This is a genomic window from Streptomyces sp. NPDC088707, from assembly GCF_044752725.1.
Taxonomy (GTDB): domain Bacteria; phylum Actinomycetota; class Actinomycetes; order Streptomycetales; family Streptomycetaceae; genus Streptomyces.
Genome location: NZ_JBIVLV010000013.1, coordinates 100,978 through 124,653 on the forward strand (window position 1 = coordinate 100,978; position 23,676 = coordinate 124,653).

The window sequence follows — 23,676 nt, forward strand, 5'->3', positions numbered from 1 at the left end:
CCCATGGCGAACCGCCCGGTGCACTTCATCTGGCTGCTCGACTGCTCGTACTCGATGCTCGGCGAGAAGATCGGGCAGCTGAACTACGCGATCCGGGAGGCGATCCCGGAGATGCGCTCGGTGGCGCACGACAACCCGGCCGCCCAGCTGCTGCTGCGCACGATCACCTTCTCCACCACCGCCCGCTGGCACCACAAGGACCCCGTCCCGGTGGACGACTTCACCTGGCAGGACGTGCAGCCCGACGGCACCACCAACCTGGGCGAGGCCCTTCACCTGGTGGCCGGGGAGCTGCGTACCCCGCCGATGCCCGAGCGGGCCCTCAAGCCGGTGATCGCCCTGGTCTCGGACGGCGTGCCGACGGACGACTGGCGTGCCGGGCTCAAGGCGATCGACGCCACCCCGTGGGGCCGCAAGGCCGTCCGGGTCGCCATCGCGATCGGCTCCGACGCCGACCGCAGCGTGCTCCAGGAGTTCCTGGCCAATCCGGAGCTGCGCCCGCTCGACGCGAACAGCCCCAAGCAGCTGGCCGCCGCCATCCGCTGGGCCTCGACGGCGGCCGTCAAGGCGGCCTCGCAGCCGGTGGCCGGCTCGCACGACCCCACCGTCAAGGCCGCGCCGTACGCGCCCCCCGTCCTCTCCGACGACGACGAAGACGACGTGTGGTGAGCGCCCCACCGGCCTGGGAGACCTTCCACACGAGCATCCAGGGCGTCAACAAGGCACGGAACCAGGACCGGTGCCTGGTCCAGGGCACCGGCTCGGCCCGGGATCCGCTGATCCTCACCGTCGCGGACGGGCACGGCTCGGCCTCGTACCCCCGGAGCCACGTCGGAGCGCACTACGCGACGGATCTGTTCGCCAACCGCGCACGCGAGTTCGTGACGTCCGTGGCCGACCGCGACCGGGCGGGCTGGCGCGGACGGCTGCGCGACTACGCCCGCATCGGCCTGCCGGAGCGGCTGGTCAGGGACTGGCAGGGCGAGGTCCTCCGCCACTGGGAGCGTGATCCCACCCCGGACGAGGACCCGAAGTCCCCGGGGCCGATCCTGCGGCTGTACGGGTCGACGCTGATCGGCGCCGTCCTCACCCCGGACCTCTTCGTCGCCTGGCAGTTGGGCGACGGCGAGCTGACCGTGGTGGACGGCGACGGCGAGGTCCGGCTGCCGCTCGCCCCCGTCCGGGCCGAACTCGGCGACGAGACCGCTTCGCTGTGCATGCGCAACGCGTGGCGGTCGGTGCGCGTGCACTGGGAGCCGCTGCCCGATCCGGCACGGGCTCCGCGGCTGGTGGCGCTGTCCACGGACGGCCTGTCGAAGAGCTTCGTGTCGGACGAGGGCTTCACCGAGTTCGCCGCCGGACTGCACCGGCGGCTGTCCGAGCGGGGCGTGCCCGGCGTCGCCGAGGACATCCCCCGGTGGCTGGCCGAGGCGTCCCGGCACTCGGGCGACGACACCACCCTGGTGCTGGCCCGCCGTGCCGGCGGCCGCCCCGCCACCGACGAGGGCGCCGGCGAGCCCGCGGACGCGGAGGACGGGGGCGCCGGCGAGCCCGCGGTGGCACGGGACGAGGGCGCCGACGAGAGCCGGGACGACGCCGCGGAGGGCCCGGGAAGCGGCCCTGTGGATCCGCGGATCCCCTACTGCGAGGAGAGAGAACGACCATGAGCGGCATGCTCGACAGCGGAGACTCGCTGACCACGGACGGCGGGCAGACCATCGTCGTCGACCGCCTGCTCGGCTCAGGCGGCCAGGGCGAGGTGTACCGGGTCGGCCTGCCCGACGGCAGCGTCAAGGCCCTCAAGTGGTACTACCCGGACAGCGCGACCCCGCAGCAGCGCCGGGTCGTGGAGGACCTGGTGACCCGTGACTTCGACGACGACAGGTTCCTCTGGCCCACGGCCTTCGTGAGCGCGGGGGCCGACCGGTTCGGCTATCTGATGGACGTGCGGCCGGACCGCTTCCGCGGTCTGCCCGAGCTGTTCCGGCGAACGGTGAGCACGTCCTTCCGGGCCCTGCTCACCGCCTGCCTGTACACGGTCGAGGCGTACCAGGCGCTGCACTCCAAGGGCATCGCGTACCGGGACATCTCCTGGGGCAACATCTTCTTCGACCCGGCCACCGGCGAGATCCTGGTCTGCGACAACGACAACGCGGTGGTGGAAGGGGACCAGAGCGGGATCTCCGGGACCATGGGGTTCATGGCCCCCGAGCTGGTCCGCGGGGACCCCGGCGCCCAGCCGGGGACCCAGAGCGACCTGCACTCGCTTTCGGTCCTGCTGTTCATGTTCCTGATGAACCACCACCCGCTCAAGGGCGCCCGCGAGCTGGCCATCCACTGCCTCGACGAGAACGCGGAGCGCAAGCTGTACGGCCGCGAGCCGCTGTTCGTCTTCGACCCGCAGTACACGGACAACCGGCCGGACCCCGTCGAGCACTCCACCGTGCTCGCCCTGTGGCCGCTGGTCCCGCCGTCCGTGCAGGCGCTGTTCGTGCAGAACTTCACGGTCGGTCTGCGGGAGCCGTCGGCCCGGGTGCGCGAGTCGCAGTGGCGGGACGCGCTGCGGGCCGTCCGTGACGCCGTGGTGGAGTGCGCGAGCTGCGGCCGGGAGAACATGACGGAGCCGGGCTCGGCGACGCCCGGCACCTGCTGGAAGGACGGCTGCCGCAGCACCCTCGTCCTGCCGCCCCGGCTCGTGGTGACCACCCCGCCGCCGCGGGCGGAGCGGCACATCATGCTCGGCAGGTCCGCGCGGATCCACCGGCACCACCTGAGCCCGGAGCCCTCGCGGCACGACTACTCGGAGGAGAGTCTGGTGGCCGAGCTCGTGGAGCATCCGCAGAAGCCGGGGCGCTACGGCCTCGCCAACCGGTCCTCCACGGCCTGGACGGGCACCCGGTCCGACGGCACCACCCAGCAGGTCGTCCCCGGCCAGACGGTGCCGCTGCGGTCCGGGCTCGCCCTCGAACTGGACGGCGGCGCCAAGGCGGAGGTACGCGCCCGCTAGTACCCGCCCTTCGGGGGTCCTGCCAGGGGATCACATGCCGACGATGCCGGCGATCCCCTGGACCAGGGCGAGACCGCCGCTCCCGACGGTCACGTACGGCTCGATGGCGGTGAGCGCCGACCGGATGCGGCCCTGGTCGGCGGGGCGCCCCTCGCGCTCGGCGGTCACGAGTTCGCCGTGCACCGCCTCGGCCTGCGCGACGGCGCTCGCGGCCGTCTCCTGTTCGCGGAGCCACTGGACGAGGCGGGCCGCCATCGCCACGGCACTCGCCGGGTCCGTGCCGTACTGGTGGATCTCCACCCGGCCGTTGTCCCCGATGTTGCTCCCGGACACCTGGCCGTGGAAGTTGTACGTGTTCATGGGTTTCCTCTCGCTCAGGGACCGGCCTGGCCGTGCGGGGCCGGCGCGCCCTGCTGTCCGCCCGGTCCGTGCTGGTTGACGACGCCGTGGTTGCCGACGTTGCTGCCGTGGATGTCGCCCGAGATGTTGTACGTCTGGGTGCTGATCACCTGCACCGCCTGATCGTACGAACTGGTGTCCACCCGGTGGTCCTTGAGGAACCGTTCGGTCGCGGTGAGGACGCCGCTCTGGAGGCGGTGCAGGTAGTCCCGGGAGTCGGCGCGGTCGTTGTGCAGCATCTGGTCCCAGGAGGAGACCCTCTCCCGGATGCTCCCGGTCGCCCCGTGGTCGAAGACGAGCTGCCGCTCGGAGATCTCCCTGCGCCAGTTGCGGAGTTCGCGGGCCCTGGCCCGGGCCCGGGCGCGCCGCCCGGAGTTGCGCCCCCACGCTCCCCGCAGCGCGGACCAGCAGGCGCGGCGGGTGGCGGTGAGCAGTTTCCAGGTCCGTTCGAAACCGCGGAACGGCAGGGCCGCGACGCGGTTGTAGGCGTCGTCCACGGGCGGGATGACGAAGACCAGCACCTCCCAGGAGAGGCTGGGATGGTGGAGCCGGGCCCGCAGCTGCATGGTCACGATCACCCGTCCGCCGTCGCTGACCCGCTCCAGGCTGAGGAAGGTCCGCATCCCGGCCCCGGGGTGGAGCAGTCCGGTCCGTACGAGGTCGGTGTCGATCTGGGCGCGTGGCCGGCCCTGCGGTTCCTCGAGGAGCTCGTGGGCGAGGAGCGGCACGTGGTCGCCGCTCACGTAGAGCCGGTTCCGGGCGCGGAGCCCTTCGAGGCCCGCGATCTTCGCCATCTCCTTGGCGACGTAGGTGTGCAGGTCGACGGCGTCGAAGGGGACGATGGTCAGCTTGCGTCCGGGGTTCGCCGGGTCCTCGGCGGGCCGCGCGACGTCGATGGGCTGCCACACGACGTCCTTGATCTTCGTGCCGCTGCCGACGAAGGGGTGGGTGCGGGCGGCGGTGGCGGTGTACGGCACCACGTTGGCCTTGGCGAGTGCCCGGAGCCGGTCCTCGGCCGTCCGCTCGACGGGCTCGGCGAGGGTCTCGGGGCGTTCGGTGCCCCAGTACACGTCCTGAGCCGCGCTCCAGTCCCCGGACAGGGCGGCGTGGACGGCCCACCAGGCGCCGACGAGGGACCCGAGCACGATCCCGCCGCCCGCCCACAGGCCGGCTGCGTTGCCGCTCACCAGGCCCCACACCAGGACGGCGAGGCCCGCCCAGAGGGCGAGGAAGAGGCGGGAGAGGACGCGGTCACGCCGCTCGTGGCGGCGCACCGCCGCCCGCGCGTGGCGGGCGAGGGCGATCAGGTGGATCCCGAGGGGAAGTCCCAGTGCCGTCATCCGGTCCGCGGTGAGCTCGGTGTCCACCTCGCGGGCGAAGTGCTCGTCGAGGTGGACGTGCGCGCACAGCTGCCGGGTCACCGCGTCCTTGCGGTAGGTCGGAAGCGTCGGTAACGGTCTGCGTGCCATGCGGTCTCCCCCTGTGTCACCGCACACCCTAGGGAAGTCCGCCCACCGTGTCCCCCGGATGGGAAGGACGGCTCAGCTCTCGCCGGGCTCCAGGCGCAGCGAGATCGAGTTGATGCAGTACCGCTGGTCGGTCGGGGTGGGGTAGCCCTCGCCCTCGAAGACATGGCCCAGGTGCGAGCCGCAGCGGGAGCAGCGGACCTCGGTGCGGACCATGCCGTGGGAGCGGTCCTCGATCAGCTCGACGGCGGAGCTGTCCTTCGGGTCGAAGAAGGACGGCCAGCCGCAGTGCGACTCGAACTTCTCGTTCGACGTGAACAGCTCCGCGCCACAGGCCCGGCAGGAGTACACGCCCTTGGTGGTGGTGTCCGTGTACTCGCCGCGGAACGCGGGCTCGGTGCCCGCCTGGCGCAGCACCTGGTACTCCGCCGGGGTCAGCTCCGCACGCCACTGCTCGTCCGGCTTCTCGACGTCGTACGCCATGAGCTCGCTCCCTCTGCTACTTCGACAGGTGGTCCAGGATCAGCGGGCCGAGGTCCGTGACGTCGCCCGCGCCCATGGTGAGAACGAGATCACCGGGTCCGGCCATTCCCGCCACGACCTGCGGCACCGCCGTCTTGTCGTGGACGGGCGTCACGTCGGCGCCGGCCCGCCGCGCGGCGGCGATGATCAGCTCGCTGGTGATGCCGGGGATCGGGTCCTCGCGGGCGGGGTAGATGTCGAGGACGACGGACGCGTCGGCGAGGGCCAGCGCGTCGCCCATCTCCCTGCCCAGCTCCTGGGTGCGGGAGAAGAGGTGCGGCTGGAAGACGACCAGGAGCCGGGAGGCGCCGGCGGCGCCGCGCATGGCCTCCAGGTCGGCGGTCATCTCGGTGGGGTGGTGCGCGTAGGAGTCGATGACCTGGACGCCGTTCGCCTCGCCCTTGAGCTGGAGGCGGCGGCCGACGCCGGTGTACGCGGTGAGGGCCTGGGCGAGCTCGGCCGGGTCGATGCCGACGCGGGCGCCGGCGGCGAGGGCCGCGGCGGCGTTGTGCGCGTAGTGGCGGCCGGGGACGGAGACGGTGAAGGTGTGCTCGACGCCGTCGAGGGCGGCCGTCACCTCGCTCGTCATCCCGTTCGGGACGATCTTCAGGATGCGGGCGTCGGAGTCCTCGGTCTCACCGACCGTGACGATGTTCAGACCGTCGCGGTCCGCGACGCGGCGGGCCAGTTCGCGGGCGCCCGGGTGCTCGCCGACGACCAGGGTGCCGCCGGGGCGGATCTTGGCCGTGAAGGCCTCGAAGGACTCGTAGATCTCGTCCATGGAGGCGTAGTTCGCGTGGTGGTCCAGCTCGACGTTGAGGACGATCGCGACCTCGGGGTCGTACTTCTGGAAGCTGCGGTCGCTCTCGTCGGCCTCGGCGACGAAGACCTCGCCGTCGCCGTGCAGCGCGTTGGTGCCGGGACCCGCGAGGTCGCCGCCGATGGCGTACGAGGGGTCGAGGCCGAGCTCGGTGAGCGCGACGGCCAGCATCGAGGTGGTCGTCGTCTTGCCGTGCGTACCGGCGACGGCGATCGCGCGCAGGCCGTCCATCAGGGAGGCGAGCGCGTCGGAGCGGTGGACGACGGGGATGCCGAGCTCGGCGGCGCGGGCCAGCTCGGGGTTGTCGGCGCGGATGGCGCTGGAGACGACGACGGCGGAGGCGTCGTCGGCGAGGTGCTCGGCGGCGTGCCCGATGTGCACGGTGGCGCCGAGGGCGCGCAGCGACTGGGCGGTCGCGGAGTCCTTGGCGTCACTGCCGGCGACCTTGGCGCCGCGCTGGGCGAGGATCTTCGCGATGCCCGACATTCCGGCACCGCCGATGCCGATGAAGTGCGGCCGTTCCATGGCGGCAGGGATGGCGGGTGCCATGCGGATCTCTCCCCGGGGTGCGTCGTGCGTGGAAGACCCCAGCCTAGTGGCTCCGGCCGGGTGGGCCCGGCGGGAGCGGCGGGGCCCGGTCCGTGGCGTGCCGGTCGTGCCCGGCCCGGTCCGCGCCCCCTGCACGGGGCGCGGACCGGGACCGGCCGTACGGCTACTCGGCTGCTTCCTCGCTGTGGGCGAAGAGCTTGAGGACGGGGACCCCCACCTTGTGGCGGGCCCGGGAGGCCCAGTCACGGTGGAAGAACTCCTCCACGTAGTGCGGGGCGGTCAGCACGATCACCTCGTCCGCCTCCGACTCGTCGACCACCGCCTTCATCTTGGTGAGCGGGTGGTCCTCCACGACCTGGCCGACCGCTTCGCAGCCGGCGTCTCTCAGTGCCCGGAGCGAGTGCTCCAGGGCCACCTCGGCGGGGCGCCTGGCCTCCTTGCCCTCCGGTTCGTCGCCCTCGCGGGCGGCTTCCTTCAGTTCGCCCATGGCCACGTCGTCGATGGCACGCAGCAGTACATCGGCCTGGTCACCACGCGGCTGCATCAGAACGATGAAGGACACGCCCTCGTCGCCGTGCAGCGTGGTGACGAATTCCACGTCGACGGACGTCAGGGGCTTCTCGATCATCAGAACGCTTGTGAACACCTCAGGAGCCCTTCTGCGGAAACCATCCTTCCCCGTGCCCGCACGGGGTCTGCGACAGTAAGTGTGCCCAGCGGACGGTAAGCGGAACGACAAATTCCGCCGATTGTCAGATCCGACGGTAGCGGGTGAAGAGGAAGCCGTCCTGCTCCAGCAGCGAAGCCACGGCGAAGCGTGTCGGGACGGCCACCGGAGGCCCCCCGGCGATCCGCTGGGCGTCACCCGCGGTCATCGTCGGCGAGACCGCCAGACACAGCTCGTCGAGGACCTCCGCGGCCACGAACTGGCCGAGCAGCCGGGGCCCGCCCTCGGTCAGCTGCCGCCGGAGCCCGCGCTCCGCGAGCACCGTCTTCGCGCGGACCGGTTCCACCCCGGCGCCGTCGCCCGCCACCAGCACCTCGGCACCCGCCTCCCGCGCGGCCCGCACCCGCTCGGCGGGCGCGGCGGCGCCCGTGAGGACCAGGGTCGGCACCAGCGGCTCGGTGAAGAGCGGAAGCGAGAAGTCCAGGTTCAGCGAGGCACTGACCACGGCGATCACCGGGGCCGGGCCCTGTCCCGCGGCGGCGCGGCGGGCCGCGAAGGCCTCACGCGCGCGTGCCGGGCGGTAACCCTCCAGGCGTACCGTTTCCGCACCGACGACGACCACGTCCGCGAGGGCCCGCAGGGTGCCGAAGATCCGCATGTCGGTCTCCGAGGAGAGCGGCTGGGAGCGCCCGTCGTGCTGCCCCGCCCCGTCGAGCGACGAGACCATGTTGGCCCGCAGCCAGGCCCCCTCCCCCTCGGGGAGCTCCGGGTACGCGTAGGCGTCGGCGAGCTCGTCGAGCGACCACTCCCGGTCTCCGGCCTCGGGCTCGTGGGCTGTCATGTCCGTCACAGGGAACAGGCGTCGCATCCTTCGAGTCTGACATGGCGCTTACAGTGGGGAACTGTGTCGACCCGTGCCCTCTCCGAAGCCGCATCCACCTCAGCGGCCCCGCTCTCGCTCTGCTCCCGAGAGCCCCACGTCCCCGCCGACCGACTCGTCGCGGAGATGGTGCCGCCGCCGCGCTTCGACTCCGTGCGGTTCGACACGTACCTCCCCGACCCGAACCAGCCCAGCCAGACGGACGCCGTCAAGGCGCTGAGCACCTTCGCCGAGGGCCTGGGCGGAGCGCACGCCTCCGGCGCCGGGAAGCGCCGCTGGTTCGCCCGGAAGCCGGCCGCCCCCACCGGACCGCGCGGCGTCTACCTGGACGGCGGGTACGGAGTCGGCAAGACCCACCTGCTCGCCTCCCTGTGGCACGCGACCCCCGCCGAGCCCGCGCTGAAGGCGTTCGGCACCTTCGTCGAGCTGACCAACCTGGTCGGCGCGCTGGGCTTCCAGCAGACCGTGAAGACCCTCAGCGGGCACCGTCTCCTCTGCATCGACGAGTTCGAGCTCGACGACCCGGGCGACACCGTCCTCGTCTCCAGCCTGCTCGGCAAGCTGGTCGAATCGGGCGTGGCGCTCGCCGCCACCTCCAACACGCTCCCCGGCAAGCTCGGCGAGGGCCGCTTCGCCGCCGCCGACTTCCTGCGCGAGATCCAGGGTCTCTCGGCCCACTTCCGGCCGCTGCGGATCGACGGCGAGGACTACCGCCACCGCGGGCTGCCCGAGGCCCCGTCCCCGTACTCCGACCAGGTCGTCACGGAGACCGCGTACGCGACGCCGGGCGCCTCCCTCGACGACTTCCCGCACCTGCTCGAGCACCTGGCCAGGGTCCACCCGAGCCGGTACGGCGCGCTCACCGACGACCTCACCGCGGTCTGCCTCACCGACGTCCAGCCCGTTCCCGACCAGTCGACGGCCCTCCGGCTCGTCGTCCTGGCCGACCGGCTGTACGACCGCGAGATACCCGTGCTCGCCTCCGGACTGCCGTTCGACCGGCTTTTCAGCGACGAGATGCTGAACGGCGGGTACCGCAAGAAGTACTTCCGGGCGATCTCCCGGCTCACCGCGCTCGCCCGCGACGCCAAGGGGCTGGTCGCGCAGTAGGTTGGGGGCCGTACCCGATCGAAAGGGATCCACCATGGCCACCGTGCGTCACGCCCACACCGTCTGGCAGGGCGACCTCCTCAAGGGTTCCGGCGTCGTCACCCTCGACTCCTCCGGTCTCGGCTCGTACGACGTCTCCTGGCCGGCCCGCTCCGAGGAGCCCAACGGGAAGACGAGCCCCGAGGAGCTCATCGCGGCCGCGCACTCCTCCTGCTTCTCCATGGCCTTCTCCAACGGCCTGGCCAAGGCGGGCAACCCGCCGACCCGCCTGGAGACCAAGGCCGACGTCACCTTCCAGCCGGGCGAGGGCATCACCGGCATCCACCTGACCGTGCGCGGCGAGGTCCCCGGCCTGGACGCCGACCAGTTCCAGGCGCTGGCCGAGGACGCGAAGAAGAACTGCCCGGTCAGCCAGGCGCTCACGGGCACGACGATCACCCTCACGGCCGAGCTGGCCTGACGCCACCTCACCCCGAGCGCCACATGAGGAACTTGTGGCCCGCATGTTCACGTGTCACCACACGGCGTGATACACACATGCGGGCCACACGTCACATCACACGCCTGTCCGCCAACAGGAAAGTGGGTTGCCTCATGTCCGCAACACGACGTCAGATCCTCTCCCGCACCGGCGCCACCGCCGCCGGCATCGCCTTCACCGGCGCCCTCTCCGAACTCTTCGCCGGCAGCGCGAGCGCCGCACCCGGCGGCCACTCGGGACGAGCCGGCTACGGCCCCCTGGTCCCCGACCCCGAGGGCCTGCTCGACCTCCCGGCCGGCTTCCGCTACAAGGTCCTCTCCCGGCAGGGCGATCCGCTTCGCTCCGGCGAGGGCCTCGTCCCCAGCAACCCCGACGGCATGGGCGCCTTCGCCGGCCGTCGCGGCCGGGTGCACCTCGTCCGCAACCACGAGAACCGGGTCACCGGAAAGATCGGCGTCCCGACCGTCCCCGGCCTGACGTACGACCCGGCCGGCAAGGGCGGCTGTACGGCCCTTGAACTCGACGGCCGGAACAACGTCCTCGGCGAGCGGGTCGCCATCGCCGGTACGGCCGTCAACTGCGCGGGCGGGCCCACCCCCTGGCGTACCTGGCTGACCTGCGAGGAGACCGAGGACAGGGCCGGGACGAACGGCTACACCAAGGACCACGGCTTCATCTTCGAGGTCGACGGAGCCGACCCGCACCGCACCGGAGCCGTCCCGCTCACCGCCATGGGCCGCTTCCAGCACGAGGCGATCGCGATCGACCCGGCGAGCGGCATCGTCTACGAGACGGAGGACGCCTTCGAGCACCCCTTCGGTCTCTTCTACCGCTTCCTCCCCCACCGGCCGCTCGGCGGCACGGGCTCGCTGCGGGCGGGCGGCGCCCTGGAGGCGATGCGGGTGCCGGGCGTCGCCGACCTCTCGGTGTTCCAGGAGGCAGGCACCCGCTTCGAGGGAATCGAATGGGTCCCCGTACCGGACCCGCAGGCGGCGCAGACCCCCATCAGACTGCAGGACTTCGGCCCCCGGGGCATCACCCACGCCCAGAAGCTGGAGGGCTGCTACTGGGGCGGCCGGGCGGTGTACTTCGTGTCCTCCTTCGCGCGCGTGACGGACGGTTCCGGCGCGACGCACTTCGGCCAGGTCTGGAAGTACGAGCCGCACCGGCGCCGGCTCACCCTCGTCGTCGTCTTCGGCCCGGACACCGACATCCAGCTCCCCGGCGAGTCCCCGGACAACATCTGCCTGGCCCCGAGCGGGGGCCTGATGGTCTGCGAGGACGGCGAGGGGGCGCAGCACGTCTTCGGGGTGAGCGAGCGGGGCGAGGTGTACGCGCTCGCCCGGGGGGCGCAGGCTCTGACATCGGCAGCGGACGGCACGCCGGAGTGGGGCGAGTTCGCGGGCGTCACCTTCTCGCCCGACCGGGGAACCATGTACGTCAACTGCTACACGCCGGGGACGACGTTCGCCGTGACCGGCCCGTGGTGCTGAGCTGAGGGCGGCGCCCGGTCGCGCGCACTCGCGGGCGGCCGGGTTCCGTCGCAGGATCGGGGGAGGACGCACGCGCGGCGCGGCGGAAGGGGCACGAGGTGGCGAAGAAGGACGGGAAGAAGGACGGCGGGAAAGACGGCAGGAAGAAGAACGAGGGCACGTCCCGGCCCACTCCCCTGCGGGAGCTGCTCCGCGTCCCCGAGGGCGAGCGCGTCGACCTCACGACCTACGACGCCTCCGCGACCCCGGGCGGTCCCGCCGGCAAGGCGACCGGTCTCGCCGCCACCGCCGCCCTCGCACCCCGCCTCGCGGACCTGCAGGAACGCCTGTACGCGGCGAGCACCGCCGGGGACCGCCGGCGGGTGCTCCTGGTCCTGCAGGGGATGGACACCAGCGGCAAGGGCGGAACGGTCAAGCACGTCATCGGCCTCTTCAACCCGTCCGGCTGCCGCATCCACGCCTTCAAGGCGCCGACGCCGGAGGAGCGGAACCACCCGTTCCTCTGGCGGATCACGAGGGCGCTCCCCCGTCCGGGCGAGATCGGCATCTTCGACCGCTCGCACTACGAGGACGTACTCATCGCCCGCGTACGGGAACTGGTCCCGCGCGCGCAGCTCGACCGCCGGTACGGCCAGATCAACCACTTCGAGAAGTCCCTCGCCGACGACGGAGTGACGGTCGTCAAGGTCTTCCTGCACATCTCGTACGAGGAACAGCGCAGCCGCCTGCTGGAGCGTCTGGACAACCCGGAGAAGCACTGGAAGTTCAACGTGGGCGACATCGAGGAACGCGGCATGTGGCCGGCGTACCAGGAGGCGTACCAGATCGCCATGGAGCGCTGCACGACGGACGAGGCCCCCTGGTACCTGGTCCCGGCGGACCGCAAGTGGTACCGGAACTGGGCGATCAGCCGGCTGCTGCTCGAACACCTGGAGGCGCTGGACCCGAAGTACCCGCCGGGGGACTTCGACGTGGCCGAGAGCCGGCGGCGGCTCCTGGCCACGTGAGCGGAGCCGGCACGGGACGGCGTCCCCCTCGGCGGCCGACGCGATGGTGCGACAGCTCGGTGCGTGGACTCGGGTGCCGGCGCTGTCGAGTCGCGAGCGTGAGAACACTTTGATCGGTTAACTTCCGATCGTGAACACTTCTGTACGAAACCTGGCGGCGCTCGGTCTTCTGGGCGCCGTCCTCGTCGGCTGTGGCCGGGAAGCGGTCGAAACGCCCACGGCCCCGCCGGCGAAGAAACCGGTCACCACCGCCGGCCCGTCGCCCCGGGCGAGCGCCGCGGCGGCCGGTCCCAAGCCCGCGCGTGCCCCCGCCGCACCGCCCACCATGGCTCCGGGACCCGGCGGCCTCACCCCCGTGTACACGCGCCGGACGAAGGGCGCGGAGAAGGTCGTCGCGCTCACCTTCGACGCCGACATGACGGCCGATCAGGGCCCACGGGCCGCGCAGGGCGAGCGTTTCGACAACCCGCAGCTCATCGAGACCCTGCGCCGGCTCAAGGTGGACGCGACCGTGTTCATGACGGGCCGCTGGGCGGAGGAGTACCCGGACCAGGCGAAGTCCATCGGCCGCGACCCGCGCTTCGAGATCGCGAACCACTCCTACAGCCACTACGCCTTCGCGTCCCCCTGCTACGGCCTCCCGACCGTCTCCACCCCCGACATGGCGGACGACGTCCGGCGGGCCTTCGACGCGTTCCGCGACGCCGGGGCGGTGAACGTCGTCCCGTACTTCCGCTTCCCCGGCGGCTGCTACGACGACGCGGCCCTCCGCGCGCTCGCCCCGGCCGGGGTGACCGCGGTCCAGTGGGACGTGGTCAGCGGCGACGCCTTCGCGCAGGACGGCGACGCTGTGGCGGAGCAGGTCCTCGACGGCGTGAAGCCGGGCTCCCTGGTGGTCATGCACTGCACACGCAGCGCCGCCCCGGTCACGGAGCAGGCGATCCGGCGCATCGTCCCGGAACTCCGGGCCCGCGGCTACCGCTTCGTGAAGGTCTCGGAGCTGATGCGCGGACGACCGGCCGGCTAGCCCGAGCAGGCCGTGCGCTCCGCCTCCCGCCACTCGCAGACCGGGCACAGGGTGATGCCCTTCGTGGACTCCGGGTACTCGGTCGGCTCCTGGCACAGCACACAGGACGCGAAGGGGCCCTCGGCGGCGGGTTCGGGCTGCGGGCCGCCGGGCTCCGGAGTGGCGCAGTACGACGTGGACCCGGTCGTGTCGTTCATGTCTTCGAGCGTACTCACTCCAGGCGTGCCGTGGCCCCGCAGGCGAGCGCCGCGCACGCCGCCGCGAGGAGCACGGCGCCCCCGCAGGCGAGCCACGGCGGATCGGCGGTCGCCGTGCGGGCACCGGTGATCAGGGCCGTCATCGCGTGCTTCGCCGGAGAGCCGGTGGTCACCAGGGCGAACAGCGAGCCCAGGACCAGGGCCGCGACGGACCAGCCGGGGGCCCGGACGAACGGGCGCGACGCCAGCGCGCCGACGGCGGCGCCCGTCAGGGCGCAGGCCAGCACCGCCAGGAGCCCCGTGGTCACGGCGGCGGGCGCGGTCACACCGCGCCGGTCGCCGGTCGCCGTCACCGCGAGGACCGCGACCGCGCCGACGAGGGCGGTCAGGCCGGTCCCGGTGACGAGCGCCGCGAGATGCGCGCGGCCCCGGCCGGCGCCGGCCGCGACGACGTTCCGGGCGGCCGACGGCTCCTGCGTGACGCAGATCCGTACGGACCAGGCGGTGACGGGGAGCAGCCCGGCGGCCGCGAGGCCGAGCCCGCCGAGGACGGGTTCGCCCGCGTTGACGCCGACGGCGAGGAGGGCCGCGTACAGGAGGAGCGGGGCGAGCCACCGCTGCGAGCGGAGCAGCAGGCCGGTCTGGTAGCGCAGGAGCGCGGTCATACGCGTACGCCTTCGGGGCCGAGTTGGTGGATGTGCCAGGAGGCGGCGAGGAGCGCGCTCAGCAGGGCGTCGGAGTGGCCGGCGTCGACGGTGAGGACGGTGGTGCCGTCGCCGTCGGGCCCGGGTGCGACGTCGGGGCCACCGGGAAGCCGCTCGGGGGACGGGAGGGCGTGCGGGCCGCCGGAGACGGTGATCCGCACACGCGACCGCGGCCCACCGCCCGCGCGGACCGGGCCCGAGGCCTGGCCGACCGGGGCGACCGGACCCGAGGTCTCGCCGCTCAGGCCCGAGGCCGCGCCGACCTGGTCCCCCACCTGCCTGACCCGTCCCTCGCGCACCTCGTACACCGCGGACGGCTCCCCCTCCAGCCGGCGCGGGTCGTGGTCGACGAAGACGACCGTTCCACCGGCCGCCCGGCGTGAGCGGACCGCCGCGTCCAGTTCCGCACGCGCGCCCGTGTCGAGGCCGGTCCAGGCCTCGTCGAGGACCAGGAGGGACGGGTCGGCGAGGAAGGCCTGGGCCACGGCGACCTTCTGGCTCGTGCCCTTGGAGAGCTCCGCCATGGCCGTGCGGCCGTGCTCGCCCGCCCCGAAGCGCTCCAGCCACTCCCCCGCCCGCGCCCGCGCCGCCGCCGTGCCGAGACCCTGGATCCGCCCCAGGTGGACCAGGTAGTCGGTGGCCGTGAAGGGCAGCGCGGCCGGGAAGCGTTCGGGGACGTACGCCGTGCGGGGCGGGCGGCCCGTGACGCGCCCAGCGGTGGGCGCGTCGACGCCGGCGACGAGCCGGAGCAGGGTCGACTTCCCGGTGCCGTTCGTGCCGACGACCCGGACGAGGGCACCGGCGGGCAGGTCGAGGTCGACCTCGCGGAGGATCCACGCCCCCCGGAGGCCGTGGCGGCGCCCGACCCGCTCCAGCCTCAATTCGAGGTCTTCTGCGGGGTCAGCTCGCTGGGCCGGACGACCACGAAGCCCTGGCCCTCCAGCTTCAGCTGGACGGCCTCGCCCGAGCCGCCGCGGATCATCGAGCCGACGGACTGCGAGCGGTGCAGCGAGGTGTGCAGCTGCTCGCTCCAGCCGACCACGGCGTCGGTGTCGACGAAGACCGGGGCCTGCGGCGTGACGGGGATGACGATCGGGTTGCCCTCGCACATGAGGGCGACCTTGCCGTAGCCGGAGAAGACGGAGTTGAAGAGGCCGCCGCTGGTCATGCCGGCCCCCTTCACGGTCTTGATCTCGTAGTGGAGGGTGGAGTCGAAGCAGAGCACGTTGCGGCCGTTGACCGAGAACGCGTCGCCCTGCTCGATCTCGACGATGAAGCAGTTCTGCGCCTCGTGCGCGAACCACGCCTCGCCCTGGCCGCGCACGGCCATCAGGGCCAGGCCCTCGCCGGTGACGGCCCGCTTGAGCAGGCCGCCGATGCCCTGGCCCTTGCGCTCGAACTGGAGGTTGCCGCGGAAGGCGATCATCGATCCCTGGCGGGCGTGCATCTCACCGTTGACGGTGTATTTGACAGATTTGGCGTTCTGGAGGGTCATCCCCGGAAAGTCTGCGGTCTCGGCGAGGTGTTCGCCGGCGAAAAGATCACTCTTCATGAGGGGCATCCTGGCCCGGAACTGCTCATTCCTACAAGAAACGCTCGTGACGGCAGTGGCAGACTTGCCCGGTGAGCAGCAATGAGACCGATCTTCGCGATGAGAAGCCCCAGTTCGTCCTGCCGTTGGTCGTGCGGATCGAACGGGACGCGCCGCCGTCCCGTACCGACGCCCTGGAGACCGCCGCGCGCGCCGTCCTGGAGATCCTCACCGACGACCGCTCGCTCGGCGAGGGCGAGTGGGCGCAGGCCATGACCGACTGGCAGGACGCCAGGATCCGCAAGGTGGTGCGCCGGGCGCGCGGCGCGGAGTGGCGGCGTGCGGGCGCGCTCCCGGGGATCACGGTCGACGGTCTGGAGTCGGAGGTACGGGTCTTCCCGCCGGTCCCCCTGGACGGCTGGCCCAAGGAGCTGGCCAAGCTCCAGGTCTCGGGCACCGACCTCGACGACCCGGCCGCGCCCGGCCCCGTACCGGAGGGCGCGGTGGTGCTGTGGATCAACCCGGAGCTCGACATGTCGGCGGGCAAGACGATGGCCCAGGCCGGGCACGGGGCGCAGCTGCTGTGGTGGGCGATGGGGGACGACGACCGGAAGGCCTGGCACGAGGCGGGCTTCCCGCTCGCGGTCCGCACCGCGACGGCCGAGGAGTGGCCCGCCCTGACGGCGAGCGGTCTCCCGCTGGTCCGGGACGCGGGCTTCACGGAGATCGCCCCCGGCCCCACCGTGGTGGCCGAGGGCAGCGACCGTTTCGCCCCGGCGCTGCGGCTGCCGCGGCCGTAGCCGTCAGCGCCTGGCACCCCCTCCGTCCGCCGTGACCGGACGGAACCTCAAATCAACCTCTGAACGTGACCCTCCCGGGGTTCGAACGCTTCCGCCGGGGCCATCACGTGGGTGACTGAGGACCGAAGGAGGGGGACATGACGGAACTCGGCATCGGCATCGGCTGGCGTCCCGAGATCGCTGACGCGGTGGAGGGACTGTCCGGCATCGACTGGGTGGAGGTCGTCGCGGAGAACATCTGCGCCGACCATCTGCCCGACTCCCTGACGCGGCTGCGCGAGCGCGGCGTCACCGTCGTGCCGCACGGCGTCTCGCTGGGGCTCGGGGGCGCGGACCGTCCCGACCCGGCGCGGCTCGCCGCGCTCGGCGAGAAGGCGGTGGCGCTCGGGGCGCCGCTGGTCACGGAACACATCGCGTTCGTCCGGGCCGGGGGCCCGCTCACCGCGACCCCGCAGCTCGAAGCGGGCCATCTGCTTCCCGTTCCCAGGACGTGGGACGCGCTCGACGTGCTCTGCGAGAACGTACGGATCGCGCAGGACGCGCTGCCCGTACCGCTCGCCCTGGAGAACATCGCGGCGCTCGTCTCGTGGCCGGGCGAGGAGATGTCGGAGGGACGCTTCCTGGCGGAGCTGGTGGAGCGTACGGGGGTACGGCTCCTCATCGACGTCGCCAATCTGCACACCAACCACGTCAACCGGGGCGAGGACCCGGCGCGGGCCCTGTCGGAACTGCCGGTGGAGGCGATCGCGTACGTGCACGTGGCGGGGGGTGTCGAGCGGGACGGGGTCTGGCACGACACCCACGCGCATCCCGTGCCGGGCGCGGTGCTCGACGTCCTGGCGGACCTCGCCGCGCGGGTCGCGCCGCCGGGCGTGCTGCTGGAGCGGGACGACGACTTTCCGCCGGCGGAGGAGCTGGCCGGCGAGCTGCGGGCGATCCGCGGCACGATCACCGCTGCGGGCACCCGCTCCCCGGGGGCGGAAGGAGGGGGCGCGGCCCACCAGCACGGCGCCCTCTCGTCGAGGACCGCGTCCCGGGCGACGCTGCTCATCGGCGCCGGGGCCCGGGTCTCCGGTGGGCCGATGCCCGGCGTCACCCCGGTGGCACCCGCGGCCCCCGCACCGGAGACCGCGCCCGCACCGGGTGCCGCGACCGCACCGGGCGCCCGGCAGCGTGTCGCCGTCGCTCAGGCCGCTCTGCTGTCCGCGCTCGTCGCCGGGACTCCGGTGCCCGAGGGGTTCGACAGCCGGCGGCTCGGGGTGCAGAGCCGGGCGCTCGCGGCCAAGCGGGCCGGGGTCGTCGCGAAGGTGGCACCGGAGCTCCCCGAGATCCTGGGCGAGGCCTACCGGCCGGCGTTCCTCGCGTACGCCAGATCCCGGCCCATGACCGGCGGCTACCGCCGTGACGCGCTCGACTTCGCCGAGCATCTGCTGGTCGCGGGGCGGCCGGAGGATCCGGCGGCACGGCGGCGGCTGACGGAGTGGTGGCAGGACCGTTCGGGCAGCCGCCCGCCGGGCCGCGCCACCCGGTTCGTACGGGCCGCCCGCCACGCACTGGTACGGAAGTGAGGTGCTCGTGAACGTCCTGGTCGCGCTCTTCTACCTCGCCGGCGTCGCCGTCATCACGGTGCTCGTCACCCGGGTCGTCCGGACCCGTGGAGGACCCGGCGGACCGGTCCACGACCGGTACGAGGCCGCCTTCCTCAACGGCGGCCCCGCCAGGGTCGCCGACACCGCCCTGAGCGCCCTGCAGGCGGACGGCAGGCTGGCGGTCGGCGGCCCCGGCATCGTGGCCGTCGTCCGCCCCGTCGCGCACGACCCCGTGGAGCGGGCCGTGCTCGAGGCGCACGCCGCCGCCCCGCACGGGGCCCTGCACCACCTGCGGACGGCCGTCATGCGGCACCCGGCGGTCCAGGAGATCGGTGACGGGCTCGCGGCGCGCGGGCTCGTCGTCGATCCGGCGACCCGGCGCGCCACCGCGCGGTGGTGCGGCGTGGCCGCCGTCACGACCTTCGCGCTCTTCCCGGTGTCGATCGTCCTCACGGTCGTGGACTTCGCGACGACCAGTCTGGACACCGACTCGGGGATGCCGGTCCCGTTCGTCTTCAAGGTGGTGCCGATCCTGCTCGCCACCATGGTCACCGCCATCGTCTGCGGGTCGCACACCGCCCGGCAGATCACCCCGGCCGGGCGGCGCGCGGTCCAGGCGTACGGGCGGGGCCACGCCCATCTCCCGGACGCCGGCCTGCTGGTGGCCCTGTACGGGCTCCGGGCGCTGCCCGATCCGGTGCTGCGGGAGCAGCTGGCGGCCGCCGCCCGGATCGACGGGCCGCCCCGGCGGCGCGGGCGCGGCGGCCCGCGACCCGTGGCGCGGCACCACTACGGCGGTTCGGGCGCGGACGACGACTTCGCGGCGGCCACCGTGTGGTGTGCGGGGACCAGTGCGTGCGGCGGCGGGGGTGGCGGGGGCGGAAGCTCCTGTGCGGGCGGCGGCTCCGGTTCGTCGTGTTCGTCCGGGTCCTGTTCCGGGGGCGGCTCCAGCTGCGGCGGGGGCGGAAGCTCCTGCTCCAGTTCCAGCGGGAGTTCGTGCTCCAGCTCCAGTTCCAGCGGGAGTTCGTGTTCGAGCTCCAGCAGCTGATCACCCGTTCGAGTGGCGGGCCCGCCCCGCCTCCCGTACAACTCGGTCATGGTCTGGGTTCCGTTGCTGCTCGTGGCGTGTGTGGTGGCCGGTGTCGGCTGCGCTCGGCTCTGCCGGGCGACGCTCGCGGCGGCCGCGCCCGCGCGGGGTGACGCGCACGAGGACACGGCCGCCGTGGCCGCGCCCCAACTGACCGTCGGCGAGGCGGCCTACCTCGCCGGCGGGCCGCTGCGGGTCACCGATCTCACCCTCGTGTCCATGCACCGGGAACGGCGGCTGCTGCTCGCCCGCACCGGCTGGGCGACGGTCGTGGACGCCGAGGCCTGCGCGGCGGACCCGCTGGAGCGGGCCGTGATCGGTGCCCTGGGCCCTCAGGGGCAGGCGCCGATCCCCGCCGTACGTCCGGTGGTCGCCGCCGCCGACTCCGTACACCTGCTCGCGGAGCGGCTCGTGGCACGGGGGCTCGCCGTGTCCGCCGCGGGCCGGCGGGAGGTCGCCGCCGGGCTCCGGGGGGTGCGGGCCGGTCTCCTGCTCAGCCTGGCCCTCGGGACGCTGTCCGCGCTGCTCGTGCCGGCCGCAGACCGGGCCCCGGTCCTCGCCGGGTTCGCGCTGCCGCTGCTCGCGTCGGGGCTCTGTCTGCTGATCGGGCGGATCGAGGTCTACCCGCACACCCGCTGGGCCTCGCCGGCCGGGCAGCGGCTGCTGGCCGCGCTCTCGGCCACCGATCCGCTGACGGCCCTCGCGACGCGCGGACCCGCGGTCCTGGAGCCGGAGCTCCGTGCGGCGCTGCGCGGCCGGGGCTGAGAGACGAAAGGTCCCGGAAATGACGCCGGTGCGGCGCGCGTCATGCGCGCCGCACCCGGAGCCGGACCCGGTGTCGCTGGAGCGGCAGGCCATGGTCACGCCTGCCGTCTGATCTTCCGGGTCGAGGGGTGGCACGCCCGGCCAGGAGCCGGGCCACCACCAGGTCTTCGTACGGCCGTCAGGCCAGGCCCGCCACCAGGTCGGCGACGCTCTTGCGGCGACCGGTGTAGAACGGGACCTCCTCGCGGACGTGCATCCGCGCCTCGGAGGCGCGCAGGTGACGCATGAGGTCCACGATGCGGTGCAGCTCGTCGGCCTCGAAGGCGAGGAGCCACTCGTAGTCGCCGAGGGAGAAGGAGGCGACCGTGTTGGCACGGACGTCCGGGTAGCCACGGGCCATCTTGCCGTGGTCGGCGAGCATCCGGCGGCGGTCCTCGTCCGGCAGCAGGTACCAGTCGTAGGAGCGCACGAAGGGGTAGACCGAGACGTAGTCGCGCGGGTTCTCGTCGGCCAGGAAGGCCGGGATGTGCGACTTGTTGAACTCGGCGGGGCGGTGCAGCGCCATGTTCGACCAGACCGGCTCCAGGGCGCGGCCCAGGCGGGTGCGGCGGAAGAGGTTGTACGCCTCCTGGAGCTCGTCGCTCGTCTCGGCGTGCCACCAGATCATCACGTCGGCGTCGGCGCGCAGACCGGAGAGGTCGTACGTGCCGCGGACGGTGATGTCCTTGGCCGCGAGCTGGTCGAACAGCTCCTGGACCTCGTCGGCGTAGCCGCCGCGGTCCTCGGGGAGAACGTCGCGCAGCTTGAAGACAGACCACAGGGTGTAGCGGATGACCTCGTTGAGGTCCTTCGCCTTCTTACCGGCGTTCGGGATCTTTTCGGGCGCACTCATACGCCTATTCTCGCCCGTCACAGGGAGTGCCCCGCACCGGGGTCGGCCCTTTTCGACGTGGCGATGATCTCGTCGGCCGCCCGATGGGCCGAGGCGATGCAGGCGGGGATGCCGACACCGTCGTACGCGGCGCCCGCGACGCGCAGTCCGGGGAGGGCCGCGACGGCCTCGCGGACCCGGGCGACCCGGGCGAGGTGGCCGACCGGGTACTGGGGCAGGCCGCCCGTCCAGCGGGTGACCGCGGTGCCGACGGGCCGGGCGGTGAGCCCGGTCGCGGCGGCGAGGTCCTTGAGGGAGGCGGCGACGAGGTCGGCGTCCTCGCGGTGGACCTGGTCCTCCTCGCCGTGGCGGCCGACGGAGGTCCGCAGCACGAACAGGTCGGGGGCGCGGTCGGCGACCCACCGCCACTTCTGCGAGGAGAAGGTGGAGGCCTTGATCGTGTGTCCGTCGACGGGCGGCACGAGGAACCCCGAGCCCGGCAGGGCGGGCATGTCGGTGCGGCGGAAGGCCAGCGTGACCAGGGCCATGGAGGCGTAGGCGATCGCGCCGAGCTCGGCGGAGGCGGTGGGCGCGTGCGGGGCGAGGAGCGCGGCGGCGGGTCCGGCGGGGGTGGCGAGGACGACGGCGTCGGCGGTGAGGACCCGGTCCCCGCTGACGACCTGCCAGCCGGTGGCCCCGGTGCGGCGGAGCGCGGTCACGGGGGCGTCGGTGAGGATCTCGCCGCCGGCGGCGCGGATCGCGTCGGCGACCGCGCCGGGGAGGGTGCCGACACCGCCGTCGACGCCGAGGAAGACGGAGCCGCCGAGCCCGGTGGCGGCGCCCGCCGCGTCGGCGGGGACGGCCGCCCCGGCCTGCTGGACGGCGCGGACGGCGGCGGTGAGCGTGGGCCGGGCGCGGGCGGCCTCGAAGAGGGCGGGGACGGCGGCCTTCATCGAGATGCGGTAGGCGTCACCGGCGTAGACCCCGCCGAGGAGGGGTTCCACGAGCCGGTCGACGACCTCGTGGCCCATCCGGGCGGCGACGTACGCGCCGATGGCGATGTCGTCGCCGATCTCGGTCGGGGGCAGTTCGGCGTCGAGGCCGATTCGGCGCACGCCCTCCGCGGAGAGCAGGCCCTCGACGGCGCGGGCGTCACCGGGGACGCCCATGACGTGGCCCTTGGGCATGGGGACGAGCTCACCCCGGGACCAGACGGACGCGGTGGTCGTGCCGGGGGCCTGGAGCCGGTCGCCGAGGCCGACGGCCCGCGCGAGGGCGACCGCCTCGGGGCGGCGGGCGAGGAGCGACTCGGCGCCGAGGTCCACGGGGGCGCCCGCGATCTCCCCCGCGAGGAGCTTGCCGCCGAGCCGCGGGCCCGCTTCGAGGAGGGTCACCCGGTGGCCGGCGAGGGCCAGCCGGTGGGCGGCGGCGAGTCCGGCGATACCGCCTCCGGCGACGACGACATGAGGCCCGGCGTGGTGTCCCGTGGTGTCCGCGTTCATGGGACCACTCTCTCAAATCGCCCATCGGCTCCGGTTCCGAGGCTCCCCCTCCCGCCCGCTCCCGTTCCGAGGCCGGACCGTGACCGCATCGCTACCGCCGGAGGGCAACCCGATCGACGCCCCGGTACGTCGAACCGGCGACACCTACCACCCCTGGGGGGACTTCGATGCGGAGCTCACGTACGACGGCGAGAACACGGGCGGCTGCGGGCGCCGTCCTGCTCACCACGGCACTGGTGCTGACGGGCTGCGGAGCGGGCGGCAACGACATGGCCGGGGACTCCAAGCGGGACCTGAGCGCGGCGGCGCCCGCGGACGCCAAGGGCGCGGCGGAGCGCGGAGCCGCCGACGGCTACGCGGGACCGGACGCCGAGAAGGCCCCGTCCCCGCCCTCGAAGGCCCCCGCGCGGCAGCACGTCATCCGAACGGCCTCGCTCTCGGTGGAGGTCGGCGACGTGACCAAGGCCCTGGTCACGGCCCGCGACGTGACGGCGGGCGCGGGCGGGCGCGTCGAGACCGAGTCGACGGAGCGGCTCGACGACGGGTACGTCACCTCCCGCATCGTGCTGCGGGTGCCGCAGGAGCGGTACGACTCCGTCCTCACCGAACTCGCCGGCACGGGGAGGCTGCTGGCCCGCAAGGCCGACGCCAAGGACGTCACCGAGCAGGTGGTGGACGTGGAGAGCCGGATCGCCACCCAGCGCGCGAGCGTGGCGCGGGTGCGGGCCCTGATGGAGCGGGCCGAGAAGCTGACCGACGTGGTGACCCTGGAGGGCGAACTCAGCCGCCGCCAGGCGGACCTGGAGTCGCTGCTGGCCCAGCAGTCCTCCCTGAGGGACAGGACGTCGCTGGCGACGATCACCCTGGAGCTGTCGCAGAAGGAGAAGCCGCGGGCGGAGGCCGAGGAGGACGGCCGCCCCGGTTTCGGTGACGCCCTGAGCGGCGGCTGGAACGCGCTGGTCGGCGCGGTCTCCTGGACCGTCGTCGTGCTCGCGGCCCTGGCGCCGTGGCTGGCCGTGGCCCTGATCGGCTACCTCGTGTGGCGCCACGTCGTCCGCCCCCGCCGCGCCAGGCGCTCGGACGCCCACCCGGCGGCCCTGCCGGAGACCCCGCCCGCCGTCCCCGCCGCCCGCCGCAACGCCGCGGGAGCCCCCGTACCGCCGGAGACGCCCGACGAGTGAGCGCGAAAAAATACGCTGTCC

Annotated in this window: 25 protein-coding genes; 13 read left to right on the plus strand and 12 right to left on the minus strand. The window is 73.4% G+C overall.

What is annotated here, in order from left to right:
* The first annotated feature begins 3 nt into the window (after nucleotides 1-3).
* From ACIP84_RS32375 to ACIP84_RS32385, 3 genes are read left to right on the plus strand one after another with little or no spacing between them, the layout of a single operon-like run.
* Nucleotides 4-669 carry a tellurium resistance protein gene (locus ACIP84_RS32375; RefSeq protein WP_401803006.1) on the plus strand — a complete coding sequence of 222 codons (666 nt, stop codon included), beginning with the start codon at nucleotides 4-6 and terminating at the stop codon, nucleotides 667-669.
* Nucleotides 666-1,667: a PP2C family serine/threonine-protein phosphatase gene (locus ACIP84_RS32380; protein ID WP_401802760.1), complete on the plus strand. Its 1,002-nt coding sequence runs from the start codon at nucleotides 666-668 to the stop codon at nucleotides 1,665-1,667. Before ACIP84_RS32375 ends, ACIP84_RS32380 begins: the two co-directional genes overlap by 4 nt.
* Nucleotides 1,664-3,007 carry a protein kinase domain-containing protein gene (locus tag ACIP84_RS32385; RefSeq protein WP_355959916.1) on the plus strand — a complete coding sequence of 448 codons (1,344 nt, stop codon included), beginning with the start codon at nucleotides 1,664-1,666 and terminating at the stop codon, nucleotides 3,005-3,007. Before ACIP84_RS32380 ends, ACIP84_RS32385 begins: the two co-directional genes overlap by 4 nt.
* Before the next feature lie 30 nt (nucleotides 3,008-3,037).
* On the opposite strand, the gene ACIP84_RS32390 is transcribed toward ACIP84_RS32385, so the two are convergent.
* The 6 genes from ACIP84_RS32390 to ACIP84_RS32415 all read right to left on the minus strand — a co-directional run bounded on the left by ACIP84_RS32390 (nucleotide 3,038) and on the right by ACIP84_RS32415 (nucleotide 8,298).
* Nucleotides 3,038-3,367 (minus strand): hypothetical protein, encoded by a 330-nt coding sequence (locus ACIP84_RS32390; RefSeq protein ID WP_073906667.1) that lies wholly within the window; start codon nucleotides 3,365-3,367, stop codon nucleotides 3,038-3,040.
* 14 nt (nucleotides 3,368-3,381) lie between these two features.
* Nucleotides 3,382-4,875 (minus strand): hypothetical protein, encoded by a 1,494-nt coding sequence (locus tag ACIP84_RS32395; protein ID WP_401802762.1) that lies wholly within the window; start codon nucleotides 4,873-4,875, stop codon nucleotides 3,382-3,384.
* 72 nt (nucleotides 4,876-4,947) lie between these two features.
* Nucleotides 4,948-5,355: a peptide-methionine (R)-S-oxide reductase MsrB gene (gene msrB / locus ACIP84_RS32400; protein WP_319322016.1), complete on the minus strand. Its 408-nt coding sequence runs from the start codon at nucleotides 5,353-5,355 to the stop codon at nucleotides 4,948-4,950.
* Between the two features lie 16 nt (nucleotides 5,356-5,371).
* Nucleotides 5,372-6,763, minus strand: a complete 1,392-nt coding sequence (murC, locus tag ACIP84_RS32405; RefSeq protein WP_401802764.1) for a UDP-N-acetylmuramate--L-alanine ligase — start codon at nucleotides 6,761-6,763, stop codon at nucleotides 5,372-5,374.
* 163 nt (nucleotides 6,764-6,926) lie between these two features.
* The gene (locus ACIP84_RS32410) at nucleotides 6,927-7,409 is read right to left on the minus strand and encodes an indole-3-glycerol phosphate synthase (protein WP_266970234.1); all 483 of its coding nucleotides are present in this window, start codon (nucleotides 7,407-7,409) and stop codon (nucleotides 6,927-6,929) included.
* 106 nt (nucleotides 7,410-7,515) lie between these two features.
* Nucleotides 7,516-8,298 carry a pyrimidine reductase family protein gene (locus ACIP84_RS32415; protein ID WP_401802765.1) on the minus strand — a complete coding sequence of 261 codons (783 nt, stop codon included), beginning with the start codon at nucleotides 8,296-8,298 and terminating at the stop codon, nucleotides 7,516-7,518.
* A 36-nt stretch (nucleotides 8,299-8,334) separates the two neighbouring features.
* On the opposite strand from ACIP84_RS32415, the gene zapE reads away from it, so the two are divergent.
* The 5 genes from zapE to ACIP84_RS32440 all read left to right on the plus strand — a co-directional run bounded on the left by zapE (nucleotide 8,335) and on the right by ACIP84_RS32440 (nucleotide 13,428).
* The gene (zapE, locus tag ACIP84_RS32420) at nucleotides 8,335-9,420 is read left to right on the plus strand and encodes a cell division protein ZapE (RefSeq protein WP_355959903.1); all 1,086 of its coding nucleotides are present in this window, start codon (nucleotides 8,335-8,337) and stop codon (nucleotides 9,418-9,420) included.
* Between the two features lie 34 nt (nucleotides 9,421-9,454).
* Nucleotides 9,455-9,880 (plus strand): OsmC family protein, encoded by a 426-nt coding sequence (locus tag ACIP84_RS32425; RefSeq protein WP_073906653.1) that lies wholly within the window; start codon nucleotides 9,455-9,457, stop codon nucleotides 9,878-9,880.
* A gap of 134 nt (nucleotides 9,881-10,014) precedes the next feature.
* Nucleotides 10,015-11,394: an alkaline phosphatase PhoX gene (locus ACIP84_RS32430; RefSeq protein ID WP_401802768.1), complete on the plus strand. Its 1,380-nt coding sequence runs from the start codon at nucleotides 10,015-10,017 to the stop codon at nucleotides 11,392-11,394.
* A gap of 98 nt (nucleotides 11,395-11,492) precedes the next feature.
* Complete coding sequence (locus ACIP84_RS32435) at nucleotides 11,493-12,401, plus strand: PPK2 family polyphosphate kinase (RefSeq protein ID WP_401802771.1); 909 nt, start codon at nucleotides 11,493-11,495, stop codon at nucleotides 12,399-12,401.
* 130 nt (nucleotides 12,402-12,531) lie between these two features.
* Nucleotides 12,532-13,428, plus strand: a complete 897-nt coding sequence (locus tag ACIP84_RS32440; RefSeq protein WP_401802773.1) for a polysaccharide deacetylase family protein — start codon at nucleotides 12,532-12,534, stop codon at nucleotides 13,426-13,428.
* On the opposite strand, the gene ACIP84_RS32445 is transcribed toward ACIP84_RS32440, so the two are convergent.
* Genes ACIP84_RS32445 through ACIP84_RS32460 form a run of 4 tightly spaced genes read right to left on the minus strand, consistent with a single transcriptional unit; the run spans nucleotide 13,425 to nucleotide 15,881 of the window.
* Nucleotides 13,425-13,625 (minus strand): hypothetical protein, encoded by a 201-nt coding sequence (locus tag ACIP84_RS32445; RefSeq protein ID WP_355959895.1) that lies wholly within the window; start codon nucleotides 13,623-13,625, stop codon nucleotides 13,425-13,427. The two genes, ACIP84_RS32440 and ACIP84_RS32445, sit on opposite strands and share 4 nt — an antisense overlap.
* Before the next feature lie 14 nt (nucleotides 13,626-13,639).
* A complete protein-coding gene (locus ACIP84_RS32450) occupies nucleotides 13,640-14,290 on the minus strand; it encodes an ABC transporter (protein ID WP_401802775.1) in 651 nt (216 codons plus the stop codon).
* On the minus strand, nucleotides 14,287-15,210 hold the full coding sequence (locus tag ACIP84_RS32455) for an ATP-binding cassette domain-containing protein (protein ID WP_401802777.1): 924 nt from the start codon (nucleotides 15,208-15,210) through the stop codon (nucleotides 14,287-14,289). The genes ACIP84_RS32450 and ACIP84_RS32455 overlap by 4 nt, the downstream gene beginning before the upstream one ends.
* Nucleotides 15,207-15,881: an AIM24 family protein gene (locus tag ACIP84_RS32460; protein ID WP_355959888.1), complete on the minus strand. Its 675-nt coding sequence runs from the start codon at nucleotides 15,879-15,881 to the stop codon at nucleotides 15,207-15,209. Before ACIP84_RS32460 ends, ACIP84_RS32455 begins: the two co-directional genes overlap by 4 nt.
* A gap of 71 nt (nucleotides 15,882-15,952) precedes the next feature.
* Here ACIP84_RS32460 and ACIP84_RS32465 point away from each other — a divergent pair, with 71 nt between their 5' ends.
* The 4 genes from ACIP84_RS32465 to ACIP84_RS32480 all read left to right on the plus strand — a co-directional run bounded on the left by ACIP84_RS32465 (nucleotide 15,953) and on the right by ACIP84_RS32480 (nucleotide 20,101).
* A complete protein-coding gene (locus tag ACIP84_RS32465) occupies nucleotides 15,953-16,660 on the plus strand; it encodes a peptidyl-tRNA hydrolase (RefSeq protein WP_401802779.1) in 708 nt (235 codons plus the stop codon).
* 137 nt (nucleotides 16,661-16,797) lie between these two features.
* The gene (locus ACIP84_RS32470; protein WP_401802781.1) at nucleotides 16,798-18,228 is read left to right on the plus strand and encodes a DUF692 domain-containing protein; all 1,431 of its coding nucleotides are present in this window, start codon (nucleotides 16,798-16,800) and stop codon (nucleotides 18,226-18,228) included.
* A gap of 1 nt (nucleotide 18,229) precedes the next feature.
* Nucleotides 18,230-19,297, plus strand: coding sequence for a TIGR04222 domain-containing membrane protein (locus ACIP84_RS32475; protein ID WP_401802782.1), 1,068 nt, complete (start codon nucleotides 18,230-18,232; stop codon nucleotides 19,295-19,297).
* Between the two features lie 48 nt (nucleotides 19,298-19,345).
* Entirely contained in the window at nucleotides 19,346-20,101 is a 756-nt protein-coding gene (locus ACIP84_RS32480) for a TIGR04222 domain-containing membrane protein (RefSeq protein WP_355959878.1), read from the plus strand.
* 178 nt (nucleotides 20,102-20,279) lie between these two features.
* Here ACIP84_RS32480 and hemQ read toward each other — a convergent pair whose 3' ends face one another.
* Together hemQ and hemG are read right to left on the minus strand one after the other, a co-directional pair.
* On the minus strand, nucleotides 20,280-20,993 hold the full coding sequence (hemQ, locus tag ACIP84_RS32485) for a hydrogen peroxide-dependent heme synthase (protein ID WP_229313113.1): 714 nt from the start codon (nucleotides 20,991-20,993) through the stop codon (nucleotides 20,280-20,282).
* A gap of 17 nt (nucleotides 20,994-21,010) precedes the next feature.
* Nucleotides 21,011-22,474 carry a protoporphyrinogen oxidase gene (gene hemG / locus ACIP84_RS32490; protein ID WP_401802786.1) on the minus strand — a complete coding sequence of 488 codons (1,464 nt, stop codon included), beginning with the start codon at nucleotides 22,472-22,474 and terminating at the stop codon, nucleotides 21,011-21,013.
* A gap of 167 nt (nucleotides 22,475-22,641) precedes the next feature.
* On the opposite strand from hemG, the gene ACIP84_RS32495 reads away from it, so the two are divergent.
* On the plus strand, nucleotides 22,642-23,655 hold the full coding sequence (locus ACIP84_RS32495; RefSeq protein WP_401802789.1) for a DUF4349 domain-containing protein: 1,014 nt from the start codon (nucleotides 22,642-22,644) through the stop codon (nucleotides 23,653-23,655).
* Nucleotides 23,656-23,676: the final 21 nt, after the last annotated feature.

Bases quoted from the DNA above. Each gene is read 5' to 3' on its own strand.
- ACIP84_RS32375 (WP_401803006.1), top strand. From the start codon at position 4: ATGGCGAACCGCCCGGTGCACTTCATCTGGCTGCTCGACTGCTCGTAC.
- ACIP84_RS32385 (WP_355959916.1), top strand. From the start codon at position 1,664: ATGAGCGGCATGCTCGACAGCGGAGACTCGCTGACCACGGACGGCGGG.
- ACIP84_RS32390 (WP_073906667.1), bottom strand. From the start codon at position 3,367: ATGAACACGTACAACTTCCACGGCCAGGTGTCCGGGAGCAACATCGGG.
- ACIP84_RS32395 (WP_401802762.1), bottom strand. From the start codon at position 4,875: ATGGCACGCAGACCGTTACCGACGCTTCCGACCTACCGCAAGGACGCG.
- msrB (WP_319322016.1), bottom strand. From the start codon at position 5,355: ATGGCGTACGACGTCGAGAAGCCGGACGAGCAGTGGCGTGCGGAGCTG.
- murC (WP_401802764.1), bottom strand. From the start codon at position 6,763: ATGGCACCCGCCATCCCTGCCGCCATGGAACGGCCGCACTTCATCGGC.
- ACIP84_RS32415 (WP_401802765.1), bottom strand. From the start codon at position 8,298: ATGCGACGCCTGTTCCCTGTGACGGACATGACAGCCCACGAGCCCGAG.
- ACIP84_RS32425 (WP_073906653.1), top strand. From the start codon at position 9,455: ATGGCCACCGTGCGTCACGCCCACACCGTCTGGCAGGGCGACCTCCTC.
- ACIP84_RS32430 (WP_401802768.1), top strand. From the start codon at position 10,015: ATGTCCGCAACACGACGTCAGATCCTCTCCCGCACCGGCGCCACCGCC.
- ACIP84_RS32445 (WP_355959895.1), bottom strand. From the start codon at position 13,625: ATGAACGACACGACCGGGTCCACGTCGTACTGCGCCACTCCGGAGCCC.
- ACIP84_RS32450 (WP_401802775.1), bottom strand. From the start codon at position 14,290: ATGACCGCGCTCCTGCGCTACCAGACCGGCCTGCTGCTCCGCTCGCAG.
- ACIP84_RS32460 (WP_355959888.1), bottom strand. From the start codon at position 15,881: ATGAAGAGTGATCTTTTCGCCGGCGAACACCTCGCCGAGACCGCAGAC.
- ACIP84_RS32470 (WP_401802781.1), top strand. From the start codon at position 16,798: ATGACGGAACTCGGCATCGGCATCGGCTGGCGTCCCGAGATCGCTGAC.
- ACIP84_RS32480 (WP_355959878.1), top strand. From the start codon at position 19,346: ATGGTCTGGGTTCCGTTGCTGCTCGTGGCGTGTGTGGTGGCCGGTGTC.
- hemQ (WP_229313113.1), bottom strand. From the start codon at position 20,993: ATGAGTGCGCCCGAAAAGATCCCGAACGCCGGTAAGAAGGCGAAGGAC.
- hemG (WP_401802786.1), bottom strand. From the start codon at position 22,474: ATGAACGCGGACACCACGGGACACCACGCCGGGCCTCATGTCGTCGTC.
- ACIP84_RS32495 (WP_401802789.1), top strand. From the start codon at position 22,642: ATGCGGAGCTCACGTACGACGGCGAGAACACGGGCGGCTGCGGGCGCC.